This window comes from Stenotrophomonas sp. KH_029 (genome assembly GCF_057839765.1).
Genome location: NZ_CM174498.1, coordinates 4,112,024 through 4,128,063, shown reverse-complemented (window position 1 = coordinate 4,128,063; position 16,040 = coordinate 4,112,024). Strand labels below are relative to the sequence as shown.

Sequence of the window (16,040 nt, the reverse complement as noted above, 5' to 3'; positions counted from 1 at the left end):
CCGGCCCAACCGCGCGTGCCGGCGTGGGTTGACCGGCCCGTCGCCCGGGTCCAGACTCCCCGCGCTGCCGGCCGGTCCGGCAGTACACCTTTGCGGAGTCCCCAACCCCATGTCCAGCGACAGTAGAAGTCGACCTTGCTCGACGCCAGCGATGGCCACCGCCTGACAAGGGACCGGTTCGCCACTGCTGGCGTCGCGCATGGCGATCCCCACAGGCGAACCCGATGAACCAGAAAGACCTGCTGCGCCCGGTGGCCGATGCCGCCTCCCTGGGCGCACCCCTGGAAAACTTCAACACCGCCGACGCGGTGGAATACCTCAACACCCTGGAGCTGTCGCGCGCGGCCGACACCCTGGCCGCGCTGCCGTTGCCGCGCGCGGTCAAAATGCTCGAGCAGCCCGAGCTCAACCGCAGCGGCGCACTGGTGGCGACCCTGCCGGTGGCCCGCGCCGCGGCCCTGCTCGGGCTGATGGCCGACGACCGCGCCACCGACATCGTCCACCAGCTCGATGACCAGGAGCGTGCGCGGCTGATCCCGCTGCTCACGGTGGAGGCGCGGCAGTCGATCCAGCAGCTGCTGAGCTACCCGGCGCACACCGCCGGTGCGCTGATGACCACCGAGTTCGTCAGCGTACCGGCCGACTGGACGGTCGGACGCACCCTGCAGCACATCCGCGAAGTCGAGCGTACCCGCGAGACCGTCTACGCCATCTACGTGCTCGACCCGGCCAGCGCGGTGCTGCGGCAGGTGGTGACCATGCGCCGGTTGATCACCGGCCTGCCCGAGGAGGCCATCCTCGACGTGGCCCAGGTCAACCCGCCGGTCACCGTCGATGCCATGCTCGACCAGGAAGAAGTGGCCCGGCTGATCCGCCGCCACGACCTGCTGGCGATCCCGGTGGTGGACGCGCAGGGCCGTGTGCTGGGCATCGTCACCGTGGACGACATTCTCGATGCGCTGATCGAGGAATCCACCGAGGACGTGCACAAGTTCGGCGGCATGGAGGCGCTGGAGAAGCCGTACATGCAGATCGGCTTCCTGGAGATGATCCGCAAGCGCGCCGGCTGGCTCAGCGTGCTGTTCCTTGGCGAAATGCTCACGGCCAGCGCCATGCAGCACTATGAGGACGAACTGGCCCGTGCGGTGGTGCTGACCCTGTTCATTCCGCTGATCATGAGCTCGGGCGGCAACTCCGGCTCGCAGGCCACCTCGCTGCTGATCCGCAGCCTGGCCCTGCGCGAGCTGCGCCTGCGCGACTGGTGGAAGGTGGCCCTGCGCGAAGTGCCGACCGGGCTGACCCTGGGCGCCATCCTCGGCGTGCTGGCGATCATCCGCATCGTGTCCTGGCAGTTGCTTGGCCTGCACGATTATGGTCAGCACTGGCAGCTGCTGGCGCTGACCATCGGCGCGGCGCTGGTCGGCATTGTCACCTTCGGCTCGCTGTCCGGGTCGATGCTGCCGTTCATCCTCAAGCGCCTGGGCTTCGACCCGGCCAGCGCCTCGGCGCCGTTCGTGGCCACCCTGGTCGACGTGACCGGCCTGGTCATCTACTTCAGCATCGCCGCGATGATCCTGCGCGGCACGTTGTTGTAGCCGATTGGTGGGATCCTCATCCACGCGTGGCGTGGATCTACGCACCAGATCATCCCGCCGCGCATCTCACCCGTGTACCGTGTGCTTACGTGTCCCGGTGATTGTTCGACCCCATGAGCACCTACCACCTGCAATCCGTGTTCCGCCCGCAGTCGGTTGCCGTGATCGGCGGCAGCCCGCGCGAGCGTTCGGCCGGCCGCGCGGTGATGCGCAATCTGCGCGCCACCGGCTTTCCCGGCAAGGTCGCCTGGATCAATCCGCGCTACGGCGAGATCGACGGCATCCGCACGGTCAAGCGGCTCAAGGACCTGGACTGGGTCCCCGAGCTGGTGGTGATCACCGCGCCGGCCAGCATCGTGCCGCAGGTGGTGGCCACCGCCGCCGAACGCGGCGTGGCGGCGGCCATCATCCTCACCGCCAACCTCGGCCAGGGCCCGGGCTCGCTGGCCGAACAGGTTGCAACCGCTGCCCGCGCCAAGGGCCTGCGCATCCTCGGCCCGCACTGCCTGGGCGTGATCGCCCCGCACGCGCGCTTGAACGCCAGCATTGCCGCGCATTTCCCGCAGGCCGGCGACCTGGCGTTGATTTCCGAATCCAGCGCCATCGCCGCGGCCCTGGTGGAATGGGGCGTGGCGCGCTCGGTCGGCTTCTCGGCGGTGGTCTCGCTGGGCGACACCCTGGATGTGGACTTCGGCGACCTGCTGGACTACTTCGCCACCGACTACCGTACCCGCGCCATCCTGCTCTATGTGGAGCACATCGGCGATGCGCGCAAGTTCATGTCGGCCGCGCGCGCCGCCGCGCGCGCCAAGCCGGTGGTGGTGGTCAAGTCCGGTCGCCACATCCGCATCAATCCCGATGCCGATACCCACGTGCAGGCCCTGGCCAGCGCCGATGCGGTATATGGCGCCGCGTTCAACCGCGCCGGCCTGCTGCGCGTGGGCGCGCTGGACGAGCTGTTCACCGCCGCCGAAACCCTGGGCCGGCTCGGCACCTTCCCCGGCCGCCGGCTGGCCATCCTCAGCAACGGCGGCGGGGTAGGGCGGCTGGCGGTGGACCAGCTGCTGGCCCTGCGCGGCAGCCTGGCCGAGCTGTCGCCGGCGACGGTCGCCCAGCTCGATGCGGTGCTGCCGCAGGGCTGGTCGCGCAGCAATCCGGTCGACATCGTGGTCGACGCCGATGGCGAGCGCTACGCCGCCGCCATCGACGCGCTGATGTCCGACAACGAGAACGATGCGGTGCTGGTGGTCAACGTGCCCACCGCGTTCACCTCCTCGGCCGACGCCGCCCAGGCACTCACCCGCACCCTGGGCCTGCGCCCGCGCCACCACCGCGACAAGCCGGTATTCGCGGTGTGGCTGGGCAACGACGACCGCGCCACCGCCACCCTCAACGCCGCGCGCGTGCCCACCTATCCCACCGAGGCCGACGCGGTGCGCGGCTTCCAGCATCTGGTGCGCTACCGCGACGCGCAGGCCGCGCTGATGGAAACCCCGCCCAGCCTGCCCGAAGATTTCGTGGTCGACACCATCGCCGCCCGCGCGCTGGTGGAGGCCGCGCTGGCCGCCGGGCAGCAATGGCTGGACCCGATCGCCACCCACCAGCTGCTCACCGCCTATGGCATTCCGTCGGCGCCGGTGATGCAGGCACGCGATGCGCATGAAGCGATGGACCTGGCCCAGCCGCTGCTGGAGCAGGGCGCGACCGTGGCGGTAAAGGTGTTCTCGGCCGATATTCCGCACAAGTCCGACGTGGACGGCGTGCGCCTGAACCTGGGCACGCTGCAGTCGGTGCACGCCGCGGCCACCTCCATCCTGGCCCGCGCCCACCAGCTGCGCCCGCAGGCGCGCATCGACGGGGTGCTGGTGCAGCCGACCATCGTGCGGCCCAAGGCGCGCGAGCTGATCGCCGGCATCGCCGACGACCCCACCTTCGGCCCGGTGATCGTGTTCGGCCGCGGCGGTACCGCGGTGGAAGTGATCGACGACAAGGCGCTGGCATTGCCGCCGCTGGACCTGCGCCTTGCGCACGAGCTGATCGGCCGCACCCGCGTCTCGCGCATCCTCAAGGCCTACCGCGATGTACCGGCCGCCGATGAGCGCGCGGTCGCGCTGGTCCTGGTCAAGCTGGCCCAGCTGGCCGCCGACATCCCCGAGATCCGCACGCTGGACATCAACCCGTTGCTGGCCGACCGCGACGGGGTGATGGCGCTGGACGCGCGCGTGGCCATCGCCCCCTCGCGCAAGTTGCACAAGGGCCGCGGCCATCCACGTTTCGCCGTGTTCCCGTATCCCAAGCAGTGGGAGCGCACCATCGCCCTGTCCGACGGCGCGCCGGCGTTCGTACGCCCGGTCCGCCCGGAGGACGACGCGCTGTTCCGCGCCTTCTTCGCCCGGGTCACCGACGACGACCTGCGCCTGCGCTTCTTCCAGTCGGTGAAGCATTTCAGTCACGAATTCATCGCGCGCCTGACCCAGCTCGACTACGCCCGCTCGATCGCGCTGGTGGCCATCGATCCGCGCAGCGGCGACATGCTCGGCGCGGTGCGCCTGCATGCCGACGCCGACTACGACCGCGGCGAGTACGGCATCCTGATCCGTTCGGACCTCAAGGGCCACGGCATCGGCTGGCGGCTGATGGCGATCATGATCGAGTACGCGAAGTGGTTGGGCCTGAACCTCATCGAGGGCCAGGTGCTGCGCGAGAACAGCACCATGCTGGCGATGTGCCAGAGCCTGGGCTTCAAGACCAGGCTGGACCCGGACGATTCCACGGTGATGGTGGTGACCCTGCCGGTCCAGGAGGTGCAGGTGCCGGACGTGCCAGATACCGCAACGCACTGAGCCGTCGGCGGTACGGACCGTGCACGCCGGCGCGGCGACAATAGGGGCATGACCGACCGCCTTCCCCTACTTCTGCTCCCCGGCCTGCTTAACGACGCTGAACTCTGGCGCGCGCAGGTGGCCGACCTGTCCGACGTCGCCGACTGCATCGTGGGCGACCAGACCCGTGGCGAGACGATGCAGGCCGTGGTCGACGACGTGCTGGCGCAGGCGCCGCCGCGTTTCGCCCTGGCTGGTTTCTCGCTCGGCGGCTTTGTCGCCCAGCAGATCCTGCGCACTGCGCCGGAGCGGGTGCTGCGGCTTGCGTTGATCGACACCTCGATCCGTGCCGATTCGCCCGAGCGCGCCGCGCAGCGCCAATCGCAACGGGCCGGCGTGCGTCTGCCCGGCAGATTCCACGGATTCGGCGATACCTTGATGCGCAGCTACATCGACGCCTCGCGGCTGGACGACTACGTGCTGGTGCAACGCGTGCGCGACATGACCGCGCGGCTGGGTGCCGAGGTGTTCCTGCGCCAGAGCGCATTGGATCGGGTGGATGGCCATGACGTGCTGGCCGGGTACCGCGATCGGCTGCTGATTGTCTGCGGTGCCAACGACCGCATCACCCCGCTGGCGATCAGCGAGGAAATGCACGCGCTGGTGCCGGGATCGACGCTGGTGGTGTTGCCCGATTGCGGGCACTTGGCACCGATGGAAAAACCGGACGAGGTCAGTGCCGCGATGCGCGCGTGGTTGCAGGCCTGAACCGCTACCTGCATTGCCGGCATGAGGGGGATCGGCATGCACGCTTCGGCCCAGCCCGCGCGAATGGCTTCCTGGTAGGGTCGCATCCCGATCGACTGCCGATAACGCTGCCACGTTCTTTGTTGGCATGACCACTATCGAAATGCCTGCTTCGGCCAAGGTCATGCGTTCGACGCGCTGATCGGCAGCATCGGCAGTCGATTGGCATCCGACCCTACCAAGGCGGGTGATGCGACCCCGCCCAGCCCGTGCGAATGGCTTCCTGGTTTGGCATCCAATCCCACCCGTAGATGCCGCATCTCTCTGCACCCCCACCGGCGGAACGTCCCTTAATCCCAGGCCGGTGCAATGCCGTCCGGGTTGGCCAGGCGGTGGCCGCGGTCCAGCCTGGCGATCTGCGCCATGTCTTCGTCGGTCAGGCGCAGGTCGGCGGCAAGCAGGTTGCCGGCCAGGTTCTCGCGCCGGGTCGAGGACGGAATCACCGCATACCCCTGCTGTAGTGCCCATGCCAGCGCGACCTGGGCCGGCGTGGCCTGGTGGCGTGCGGCGATGGCCAGCATCACCGGTTCGGTCAGTACTTCGCCGTAGGCCAGGCTCATGTAGGCGGTGACCGGGATGCCCTGTTCGCGCAGGAATGCGATCAGCGCGCGGTTCTGCAGGTAGGGGTGGACTTCGATCTGGTTGGTGGCGATCGCATCGTCACCGAGGATCTCGATGGCCTGGCGGGTCTGGGCAATGGTGAAGTTGGAAATGCCGATCTGCCGGGTCAGGCCCTCGGCCTTGGCCTGCGCCAACGCTCCCAGGTACTCGGCCATCGGCACCGCATCCTTCGGCGACGGCCAGTGGATCAGGGTTAGATCGACGTGATCGGTGCGCAGCTTGCGCAGGCTCTCGCGCAGACTGTCCAGCAGCGCGTCGTGGTGGAAGTTGGCGATCCAGATCTTGGTGGTGATGAACAGATCATCGGGGGCCACGCCGGATTCGGCGATGGCCTGGCCAACCTCGGCTTCGTTCTCATAGATCTGCGCGGTATCGATGGCGCGGTAGCCGACGTCCAGTGCGTTGCGCACCGAGTCGATCACGGTCTGGCCCTTCAGGCGGAAAGTGCCCAGGCCAAAGGCGGGAATGCTCATGGAAACTCCTTGATGGGGGACACCCGACGGTACGCCGTGGGGTGCTAACGAAACGTAGGGAGGAAACAACGCGGTGTTGCAGTCAATGCGCGGCGACGGCGATGCCTTCGGCGCGGTCGGCGATGCCATCGCGGCGGTCCAGCCGGCCGCTCAGCACGGTCAGGCCCAGCGCGCCTAGCACCACCAGCGCGCCCAGCCACGGGGTATGCATCAGGCCCAGGTGGTCTACCACCAGCCCGCCCAGCGAGGCACCGAGGGCGATGCCGACGTTGAACGCGGCGATGTTCAGGCCCGAGGCCACATCGGCCGCCTGCGGGGCGAACCGCTGCGCCTGCTTGACCACGTACACCTGCAGCCCCGGCACGTTGCCGAAGGCCACCGCGCCCAGCGCCAGCACGGTCAGCAGCACCAGCCAGGTGTTGTGGGCGGTGAAGGTCAACGCGAGCAGCACCGCCGCCAGCAAGCCGAAGATCAGCTTCAACGCCGGGATCGGGCCGTGGCGGTCGGCCAGGCGGCCGCCCCACAGGTTGCCGACCGCCACCGACACGCCGTACACCAGCAGCACGCCGCTGACCGCATTGGCCGAGAAGCCGCTGACGTCCTGCAGGATCGAGGCCAGGTAGGTGAACGACAGGAAGGTGCCGCCATAGCCGAGCGCGGTGATCGCATACACCAGCAGCAGGCGCGGCTGGGCCAGCACCGCCAGCTGCTGGCCGAACGTGGCCGGCGCGCTGCGCTGCAGGTTGCGCGGCACGAACAGCAGGCTGCCGAGCAGCGCGACCACCCCCAGCGCGGCCACGGCCAGGAAGGTGGCGCGCCAGCCCAGGTGCTGGCCGATGAAGGTGCCCAGCGGCACCCCGGTAACCAGCGCCACGGTCAGGCCGGTGAACATGATCGCGATCGCGCTGGCGGCCTTTTCCCTGGGCACCACCGAGGTGGCGATGATCGAGCCGATCGAGAAGAACACCCCATGCGCCAGCCCGGTTAGTACCCGGGCCACGATCAGCGAGCCGTAGCCCGGCGCCATCCAGGCAATCACGTTGCCCAGGGTGAACAGCACCATCAGCGCCACCAGCAGGGTCTTGCGCGGCACCCGCCCGGTCAGCGCGGTCAGCACCGGCGCGCCCACGGCCACGCCCAGGGCGTACAGCGAGACCAGCAGGCCGGCCGAGGGCAGGGACACGCCGAGATCGGCGGCGATGGTCGGGATCAGCCCGACGATGACGAATTCGGTGGTGCCGATGGCGTATGCGCCAAGGGTGAGCGCCAGCAGCGCCAAGGGGATGCCACGGGACATGGACGTTACCGGTGGAAGGAAGAGGCTGCGCAGTCTGCGCGCGGTACTCTTGCCGAAAAAGCGGCCTTCACACCAATCACTCTTGCTCCAGGGTCAATAATAGGCATCGTCCACCCCCGACACCGCCATGAAAACCACCCTCGACGAAATGCAGGCCTTCATCGCGGTGATCGACAGCGGGTCGATCACCGCCGCGGCCGAGCTGCTGGGCCAGACCACCTCCGGGGTCAGCCGGGCGCTGGCGCGGCTGGAGGAAAAGCTGGGCACCACCCTGCTGACCCGTACCACCCGGCGCCTGCAGTTGACCGAGGAAGGCGATGCGTTCCTGGCCCAGGCCCGCGCGATCGTGGCGTCGGTGGAGGCGGCCGAGGAGCAGATCGCCGCGCGCCGGCAGCGCCCGGCCGGGCGCCTGCGCGTGGATGCGGCGACGCCGTTCGTGCTGCACGTGATCGCACCGTTGGTGGCCGGCTACCGGGCGCAGTACCCGGACGTGGCGCTGGAACTCAACAGCAGCGAACGCTATATCGACCTGCTGGAACGGCGCACCGACGTGGCGATCCGGATCGGGCCGCTGGCCGATTCCACCCTGCACGCGCGGCCGCTGGCGCACAGCCGGCTGCGGGTGATGGCCAGCCCGGCCTACCTGCAGCAGCACGGCACCCCGGCCAGCGTGGCCGACCTGCGCGGGCACACCCTGCTGGGCTTCAACGAACCGGACTCGCTCAACCATTGGCCGCTGCCCGGCGACACCGATGCGCTGCTGCATGTGCGCCCGGCCGTGGCGGTGTCCAGCGGCGAAACCCTGCGCGCGCTGGCGCTGGAAGGGGTGGGCATGGTCTGTCTGTCCGATTTCATGATCCACCGCGACCGCCAGGCCGGCCGCCTGGTGCAGGTACTGCCCGAGCTCACCGTGGACGTGCGCCAGGCCATCCACGCGGTGTATTACCGCAACACCGCGGTGTCGGCACGGATCAGCTCGTTCCTGGACCATCTGGCTGCCGCGATGGTCGGTGCCCCGTACGTGCGCTGACCAGGGCGGCACTGGACAGTCGGTCTATTTGTAACTATTGTTGTTACATGAAATCCAGCAACCAGTTCTCCGATGCCCTGCACGTGATGGCCCATCTGGTCGGCCAGGACGGCCCGCGCACTTCCGAACAGCTGGCCTCCTGCCTGCCCACCCATCCGGTGGTGATCCGGCGCCTGCTGGCCACGCTGCAGAAGGGCGGGCTGGTCGCCAATGTGCGCGGCCATGGCGGCGGCAGCCAGTTGGCCCGCGATCCGGCCGGCATCACCCTGCACGATGTGTACGTGGCCATCGGCGCGCCGCCGCTGCTGCATACCGGCGCGCGCGACAGTGGCCGCGGCTGCCCGGTGCAGCAGGTGGTCAATGCCGCGCTCGATGACAGCTACCGCCAGGCCCAGGCCCTGCTCGAACAGCGCCTGCGCGGCACCACCCTGGCCACCCTCGGCGCCGACTTCGCCCGCCACCTGGCCCACCACGCTGCAGGAGTTTCCCCGTGACCGTAGATGCCCTGATCGTCGGCGGCAGTTTCGCCGGCCTGTCCGCCGCCCTGATGCTGGCCCGCGCGCGCCGCAGCGTGCTGGTGATCGACAGTGGCCTGCCGCGCAACCGTTTCGCCGCGCACTCCCATGGCGTACTCGGCATGGACGGTATCGCCGGCAGCGACCTGTTGCGGCAGGCCAAGGCACAGCTGCTGGATTACCCGACGGTGCGCTGGCTCAGCGATACCGCCACCGCAGCGCAGGCCACCGTGGACGGCTTCGCGGTGACCACCGCCGGCGGTGAGACCTGGGCCACGCGCAAGCTGTTGCTGGCCACCGGCATCCGCGACGAACTCCCCGCGCTGCCGGGCCTGGCCGAACGCTGGGGCACCAGCGTGATCCATTGCCCGTACTGCCATGGCTACGAAGTGGGTGGCGGCGCGATCGGCCTGCTGGGTGGCCATGCGGTGTCCACGCGGATGGCCGGCCTGCTGGCCGACTGGGGCCAGGTCACGCTGTTCGCGCACGGCATGGTGATCGACGCCGATGAACTGGCGATGCTGCAGCGACGCGGCGTGCGCCTGGAATGGGAGCAGGTCGTCGGCCTGGAGGGCGATGCACCGCAGTTGAGCGGCGCCCGCCTCGCCGATGGGCGCCACGTCGATCTGCGCGCGCTGTTCGTCACCGCCCGCCAGCACATGGGGTCGGCGCTGGTCGAACAGCTGGGCTGTGCGCTGGAGGAAAGCCCGATCGGTGTGCTGGTGCAGGTGGATGCGCAGAAGCAGACCAGCGTGCCGGGCGTCTATGCGGCCGGCGATGCCAGCGTGGTCGGCAACATCACCCTGGCCAATGCCGAAGGCGTGCGCGCCGGGATCAGCCTGCACCACGCATTGGTTGCCGAGGACAGCGCGGTAGCCTGAACCACAACGGCCACCCGCAGGTGGCCGTGGGGAGTGGGCGGCCGCCGCCCGTGCGACCGTTCAGCCCAGCTCGGCGCTGGCCGCATCCAGCTGCGCCACGTCCGCGGCCGACAGTGCCACGCGCGCGGCGGCCAGCACGTCCTGCAACTGTTCGACGCTGGTGGCGCTGACAATCGGCGCGGCAACGCCGGGGCGCGCGATCAACCATGCCAGCGCGATCTGCGACGGCGTGGCGTTGTGTTTGCTGCCGATGTCATCCAGCGCGGTCAGGATGCGCACGCCGCGCGGGTTGAGATACTTGTCCACCACGCTCTGCCCGCGCGCGCTGCTCTTGCCCGCGTCCCCGGCACGGCGGTACTTGCCGCTGAGGAAACCCCTGGCCAGCGAGTAGTAACCGATCACGCCGAGCCCGTGCTCGCGCACCAGCGGTTCCAGCTCGGCTTCGTAGCCGGCGCGGTCGTACAGGTTGTACTCCGGCTGCAGGGTTTCGTAGCGCGGCAGCTTGTAGTCGGCCGACACCGTCAGCGCATCGCGCAGGCGGTTGGCGCTGTAGTTGGACGCACCGATGGCGCGCACCTTGCCCTGTTCGATCAGGCGGCCGAACGCGGCCAGCGTGGTTTCCAGCGGCGTGGACTCATCGTCTGCATGCGCCTGGTACAGGTCGATCACATCGGTCTGCAGGCGACGCAGCGAATCCTCCACTGCCGCGGCGATATTGTCGGCCGACAGGCCCGGGCGCTCGGCCCACTTGCCCACCTTGGTGGCGAGCACCACCCGGCCGCGCTTGCCGCTGCGCTGGAACCAGCGCCCCAGGATGGTTTCCGATTCACCGCCGGCGTTGCCCGGCACCCACGCCGAATACGCGTCGGCGGTATCGACCAGGTTGAAGCCGGCGTCGACGAAGGCATCCAGCAGCGCGAACGAGGTCTTCTCGTCGGCGCTCCAGCCGAACACGTTGCCACCGAATGCGATGGGGTGGACTGTCAGGCCGGAGCGGCCGAGTTCGCGCGATGCAGTCATGGGCGATGTCTTCCAATGGAAATCCAGTGCCACAGGATAAGTCGGTGGACATGACAGCGTTGCGCCGAGTGCCACAAAACAGTGTTCCGCCTTGCTGCATCGCAGTAACGTTTTGTGAACACCTGGGACGGCGCGGCTGCTAGTCTCGCCGCATCCCGCCACTGGAGTACGCCGATGAAGACCCGTTCGTTGACCACTGCCTGCCTGTTCGCCTTGTCCACGCTGCTGCTGTCCGCCCCGGCCCTGGCGACCAAGCCGGCCGGCCCCAATGCACAGATCGCGATCACCCCGGCGGTGCAGACGGCGGTGCAGGGCAACTGGCGCGATCCGGCCAACGTCAAGCGCGATGCGTGGCGGCATCCGGCGCAGACGCTGTCGTTCTTCGGTGTGGCGCCGGGCAAGACCGTTATCGAGATCACCCCGGGCGGCGGCTGGTACGCGGAAATCCTGGGCCCGCTGCTGCACGACAAGGGCACCTATGTCGCGGCGGTGGTCGACCCGATGGCGGTGCCCGAAGGCCGCGGCCGTGACTACCAGCAGCGCAGCCGCGACGGCCTGGACAAGAAGTTCGCCGCCAATGCCGCGCTGTATGGCAAGAGCCAGGTAGTGGCCTACAACCCCACCGCGCCGCAGTTCGGTGCGGACAACTCGGCCGACGTGGTGCTGACCTTCCGCAATGTGCACAACTGGCGCAGCGCCAACCAGGCCGAAGGGATGTTCACGGGCTTCTACAAGGTGCTCAAGCCCGGTGGCGTGCTGGGCGTGGTCGAACACCGTGCCAAGGCCGATGTGCCGGCCGACGACAAGAGCGGGTACGTGGGCCAGAAGCAGGTGATCGCGATGGCCGAAGCGGCCGGCTTCAAACTGGCCGGCAGCAGCGAGATCAACGCCAACCCGCGCGACACCAAGGACCACCCGAACGGGGTGTGGACCCTGCCGCCGACCAACCAGCATGACAAGGCCGACGATGCGAAATACCAGGCCATCGGCGAGAGCGACCGCATGACCCTGCGCTTCGTGAAACCCTGACCCACAGCACCCGCTGCAGGTTGCCCTGCATCACAGACGAGCGGGGGATGGGACAATGGCCCGTCCCCCGCTGTTGTTTCCACCATGCTGATTGCCTTCAACAAACCGTTCAACGTGCTGTGCCAGTTCACCGACCGCAGCCAGCCGCCACGTGCCACCCTGGCCGGCTTCGGCCTGCCGCCGGCGGTATATGCGGCCGGGCGGCTGGACTACGACAGCGAGGGCCTGCTGCTGCTCACCGATGACGGGGGGCTGGCGCATACCCTCACCGACCCGCGGCACAAGGCCGACAAGACCTATTGGGTGCAGGTGGAGGGCGTGGTCGGTGATGAACAGCTGCAAGCGCTGCGCCGCGGGGTGCAGCTCAATGACGGGCCGACCCTGCCGGCGAAGGTGGAACGTCTGGATCCCGCGCCTGCGCTGTGGGTGCGCGAGCCACCGGTACGCTTCCGCAAGACCGTGCCCGACAGCTGGCTGGCGATCACCCTGCGCGAGGGCCGCAACCGCCAGGTACGGCGGATGACCGCCGCAGTGGGCCTGCCCACCCTGCGCCTTGTGCGGGTATCGATGGGCAGCCACGCGCTCGACGGCCTGCAACCGGGCCAGTGGCGCCAGATAGAGTAGAGCCACCCCATGGGTGGCTGCGTGTCAAAAAAAACCGCCGGACATGGCCGGCGGTTTTCGATGCTGCAACGGTAACCGGGCAGGATCAGGCGTCGCTGCCGATGTCGCTGTGTTCGTCCACCACCGTATCGTTGCGGCGGTTGCGCGCGCTGATGCGCTGCGCCTGGCCGTCCACCACGCCACCATTGGCAAGCTTCTTTTTCTGCTGCTTGCGGTACAGCGCGTAGCCGAGCAGGCCCACGCCCACTGCGGCAGCGGCGATGGTCACTGCCGGGTTGCGGCGGGCGACCTTGGCGGCAACCTTGCCGCCGGTCCTGACCGCACCGAGGGCGGCACCGGTCTTGATCCAGTCGGTGGCCTGCGGGCCGAGGTGGCGCAGGTTGCTGCCGGCATGCTTGAGGCCGTCGCCGGCGCTGCTGGCCAACTCCAGGGCGCGCTCGAGGGCGCGGTCGGTAATCACGGTCAATTTGCTCATGGGGGGTCCTTTGCCTAAGTTCTGGTCCAGTGTCGCGCGCGGTCCGTGTAGGGCGTGTGTTACCGCCGACCACGGCCGGATCACGACTGTAGCCGCTTGTGGGCGGTGCTGCAGGCCGGCACGGCTGGCGCGGTCAGGCGGCAGCCATGAACGGGCGTGCAACGCATGCCCCGTGGGAGCGCCCCGGCGATAGTTGCCGCTGCGTCCGCCACACGGTGTTGCCTGTCCAACGCGTCGGCGTGGCAGCCCGTCGCCGCTGGTTCATGTGCCGCGCGGTTTGGTGCGGTGCGTCGCCATTGCCGTCCACGGGTCATCCGGCCACGGGTGCTTGGGATAACGCCCCTTCATTTCCTTCTTTACTTCGGCATAGGTACTGGCCCAGAAGTTGCGCAGGTCCTGGGTGACCTGCAACGGGCGGCCGCCGGGGGACAGCAGGTGCAGCGTCAGCGCGATGCGGCCATCGGCGATGCGCGGGGTGTCGGCCAGCCCGAACAGTTCCTGCAGTTTCACCGCCAGCACCGGCGCCTGTGGGGTGACGCCATCGGCCTCGAGCGCATATTGGATCGGCCGCTCCATGCCCGATGGCACGGCCATGCGCAGCGGCGCGTGGCGGTCGACCAGCTGGCGCTGCGCCCACGGCAGCGGCGATTTCAATGCCTCGCCCAGGCTGGCCTCATCCAGCGCGTCCAGGCGGGTCTTGCCGGCAAAGGCTGGAGTCAGCCAGGTCGACAGCGTCGCCATCAAGGCCGCGTCGGACAGATCCGGCAGCGCCAGTTCCGGCATCCACGCACGCAGGCCGAGCACGCGCGCCTGCCACTGGCGCAGGCCATCGGTCCACGGCAGCGCCGCCAGCCCCAGCTCGGCCACCGCCGCGGTGAGGGCGTCGGCGGCGTGGGCCGGGTCCACCCGGCCGGCCGAACGGCTGTCCAGCACGATGCGGTCGAAACGGGTCTCGCGGCGGGCGACCAGCGCCCGCTTGTCGGCGTCCCAGCGCACCACGTCCTGCTGGCTGAAGCGTGCGGGGAAATCGCGCCGCAGCCGGTTTTCGTCCACCGGTGCGGCGCGCAGCAGCAGCGCATCGCGTGCCTCGTGGCGCAACTCCACCGCCACCAGCCACGGCTCGCCGCGCAGGTCGCTGGGGTCGAACAGGCGCGCGCTGCGGCCGTTGGCCAGCAGGTAGCGCAACGGGTCGGTGGGATGGCGCGCGGCGATGCGGTCAGGGAAGGCATGGGCGAGCAGGTCGCCCAGCACATGCGCTTCCACCGAGCCGGGCGGCGGGGTGTCGCAGCGCAGGCGGCGCCGCCACTGCTTGCTGGCTGCATCGATGGCGGCCAGGGCGCCACGATTGGCGTCGTGCGGGGCGCGGCCCTGGCGGAACGCGGCCAGCGCCCGCCAGCGCGCGGCCAGCGCATCGCCGCCCTGGCGCAGCGGGTCGCGCGCTTCCACCAGCGCGGCCAGGTCGCAGGCCAGGGCCGGTTCGCTGCCGCCCTGGGCGGCCAGCAGCATCGCCGCCAGCCTGGGGTGCGTGCCCAGGGCCAGCATGCGCCGGCCCGGTGCGGTCAGGCCACCGCTGTCGCTGATCGCGCCCAGCCGCTGCAGCAGCTCGCGCGCGGCAGCCAGCGCACCGGCCGGCGGCGGATCGACGAAACGCAGGTCATCGCTGCCCCAGGCGGCCAGTTCCAGTGCCAGCGCGGCCAGCTCGACCTGGGCGATCTCCGGCCGCCGCTGCGCTTCCAGCCGCTGCGATTGCGGCCACAGCCGCCATGCCCAGCCCTCGGCGACGCGCCCGGCACGCCCGGCGCGCTGGTCGGCCGAGGCCTGCGCGATGCTGACTACATCCAACCGCGCAAAGCCGCTGTTGGGGTCGTAGCGCGGCTCGCGCGCCAGCCCGGCGTCGATCACCACGCGCACACCGGGCAGGGTCACCGAGGACTCGGCCACGTTGGTGGCCAGCACCACCCGGCGCTGGCCCTGCGGGTCGGGCTGCAGCACCCGCGACTGCTGTTCCACCGGCAACTCGCCATGCAGCGGCAACACCTGCACGCCGGCCGGCAGCACCTGCTCCAGCGCGGCCTGGGTGCGCGCGATTTCGCGCTGGCCGGGCAGGAACACCAGCACGTCGCCGGGGTGCTCGGCCAGCGCCTGTTCCACCGCGCGCCGCGCCTGCGCTTCCAGGGCTTCCTCGCGCCGCGCCGGGAAATGGCTGATCGTCACCGGGTAGCTGCGTCCTGCGCTGCTCAGCCGCGGCGCGTCCAGGAACTGCGCCAGCCGCTCGCCATCCAGCGTGGCCGACATCACCACGATGCGCAGGTCCTCGCGCAGCTGCGCCTGCACGTCCAGCGCCAGGGCCAGGCCGAGGTCGGCGGCCAGGTGGCGCTCGTGGAATTCATCGAACAGCACCGCACCCACGCCCTCCAGCATCGGGTCGTCCTGCAGCATGCGGGTGAGGATGCCTTCGGTGACCACTTCCACCCGGGTTCGCGCCGACACCTTGTTCTCGAAGCGGATGCGGTAACCGACCGTGCCGCCGACCTCCTCGCCGAGCTGGCGTGCCATGAACTGCGCGGCGCTGCGCGCGGCCACCCGGCGCGGTTCCAGCATCAGGATCCTGCGGCCTTGCAGCCACGGTGCGTCCAGCAACGCCAGCGGCACCTGGGTGGTCTTGCCGGCACCGGGCGGCGCCTCCAGCACCAGCCGTGGCTGTATTGCCAGGTGGTCGAGGATCTGCGGCAGCAGCGTGGCGATCGGGAAAATCGGGGTGTTCATCGCGCTAGGATACGGCCTGCGCAGCGCCGTGCATTGCCAGCGCGCGGCCGGCGTGTTCCCCTGTGCGGCCCCGAAACCGCGGAAA

13 protein-coding genes are annotated in these 16,040 nt (G+C 69.5%); 8 read left to right on the top strand and 5 right to left on the bottom strand.

Features of this window, described 5'->3' with window-relative positions:
* Positions 1 to 224 precede the first annotated feature (224 nt).
* The 3 genes from mgtE (at position 225) to AC3ITM_RS18470 (ending at position 5,185) form a co-directional block, all read left to right on the top strand.
* Positions 225 to 1,595, top strand: a complete 1,371-nt coding sequence (gene mgtE / locus AC3ITM_RS18480) for a magnesium transporter (protein WP_489267138.1) — start codon at positions 225 to 227, stop codon at positions 1,593 to 1,595.
* Between the two features lie 113 nt (positions 1,596 to 1,708).
* Positions 1,709 to 4,438: a bifunctional acetate--CoA ligase family protein/GNAT family N-acetyltransferase gene (locus AC3ITM_RS18475; protein ID WP_489267136.1), complete on the top strand. Its 2,730-nt coding sequence runs from the start codon at positions 1,709 to 1,711 to the stop codon at positions 4,436 to 4,438.
* 48 nt (positions 4,439 to 4,486) lie between these two features.
* Positions 4,487 to 5,185, top strand: coding sequence for an alpha/beta fold hydrolase (locus AC3ITM_RS18470; protein WP_489267134.1), 699 nt, complete (start codon positions 4,487 to 4,489; stop codon positions 5,183 to 5,185).
* Between the two features lie 329 nt (positions 5,186 to 5,514).
* On the opposite strand, the gene dkgB is transcribed toward AC3ITM_RS18470, so the two are convergent.
* On the bottom strand, positions 5,515 to 6,318 hold the full coding sequence (gene dkgB / locus AC3ITM_RS18465) for a 2,5-didehydrogluconate reductase DkgB (RefSeq protein WP_489267132.1): 804 nt from the start codon (positions 6,316 to 6,318) through the stop codon (positions 5,515 to 5,517).
* A gap of 82 nt (positions 6,319 to 6,400) precedes the next feature.
* Positions 6,401 to 7,615: an MFS transporter gene (locus AC3ITM_RS18460; protein ID WP_489267130.1), complete on the bottom strand. Its 1,215-nt coding sequence runs from the start codon at positions 7,613 to 7,615 to the stop codon at positions 6,401 to 6,403.
* A gap of 127 nt (positions 7,616 to 7,742) precedes the next feature.
* On the opposite strand from AC3ITM_RS18460, the gene AC3ITM_RS18455 reads away from it, so the two are divergent.
* The 3 genes from AC3ITM_RS18455 to AC3ITM_RS18445 are packed head-to-tail and all read left to right on the top strand — an operon-like array spanning position 7,743 to position 10,041.
* Positions 7,743 to 8,645 carry a LysR substrate-binding domain-containing protein gene (locus tag AC3ITM_RS18455; RefSeq protein ID WP_489267129.1) on the top strand — a complete coding sequence of 301 codons (903 nt, stop codon included), beginning with the start codon at positions 7,743 to 7,745 and terminating at the stop codon, positions 8,643 to 8,645.
* 47 nt (positions 8,646 to 8,692) lie between these two features.
* A complete protein-coding gene (locus AC3ITM_RS18450; protein WP_489267127.1) occupies positions 8,693 to 9,139 on the top strand; it encodes an Rrf2 family transcriptional regulator in 447 nt (148 codons plus the stop codon).
* The gene (locus AC3ITM_RS18445; protein WP_489267125.1) at positions 9,136 to 10,041 is read left to right on the top strand and encodes an NAD(P)/FAD-dependent oxidoreductase; all 906 of its coding nucleotides are present in this window, start codon (positions 9,136 to 9,138) and stop codon (positions 10,039 to 10,041) included. Before AC3ITM_RS18450 ends, AC3ITM_RS18445 begins: the two co-directional genes overlap by 4 nt.
* A gap of 60 nt (positions 10,042 to 10,101) precedes the next feature.
* Here the strand turns inward: AC3ITM_RS18445 and AC3ITM_RS18440 are convergent, their stop codons facing one another.
* On the bottom strand, positions 10,102 to 11,061 hold the full coding sequence (locus tag AC3ITM_RS18440; protein ID WP_489267123.1) for an aldo/keto reductase: 960 nt from the start codon (positions 11,059 to 11,061) through the stop codon (positions 10,102 to 10,104).
* Positions 11,062 to 11,235: 174 nt separating this feature from the next.
* Here AC3ITM_RS18440 and AC3ITM_RS18435 point away from each other — a divergent pair, with 174 nt between their 5' ends.
* On the top strand, positions 11,236 to 12,090 hold the full coding sequence (locus AC3ITM_RS18435) for a class I SAM-dependent methyltransferase (protein WP_489267121.1): 855 nt from the start codon (positions 11,236 to 11,238) through the stop codon (positions 12,088 to 12,090).
* Positions 12,091 to 12,174: 84 nt separating this feature from the next.
* Positions 12,175 to 12,714 (top strand): pseudouridine synthase, encoded by a 540-nt coding sequence (locus AC3ITM_RS18430; protein WP_489267119.1) that lies wholly within the window; start codon positions 12,175 to 12,177, stop codon positions 12,712 to 12,714.
* A gap of 85 nt (positions 12,715 to 12,799) precedes the next feature.
* Here AC3ITM_RS18430 and AC3ITM_RS18425 read toward each other — a convergent pair whose 3' ends face one another.
* Positions 12,800 to 13,189 (bottom strand): hypothetical protein, encoded by a 390-nt coding sequence (locus AC3ITM_RS18425; protein WP_489267117.1) that lies wholly within the window; start codon positions 13,187 to 13,189, stop codon positions 12,800 to 12,802.
* 261 nt (positions 13,190 to 13,450) lie between these two features.
* Positions 13,451 to 15,955, bottom strand: a complete 2,505-nt coding sequence (gene hrpB, locus AC3ITM_RS18420) for an ATP-dependent helicase HrpB (protein ID WP_489267115.1) — start codon at positions 15,953 to 15,955, stop codon at positions 13,451 to 13,453.
* Positions 15,956 to 16,040: the final 85 nt, after the last annotated feature.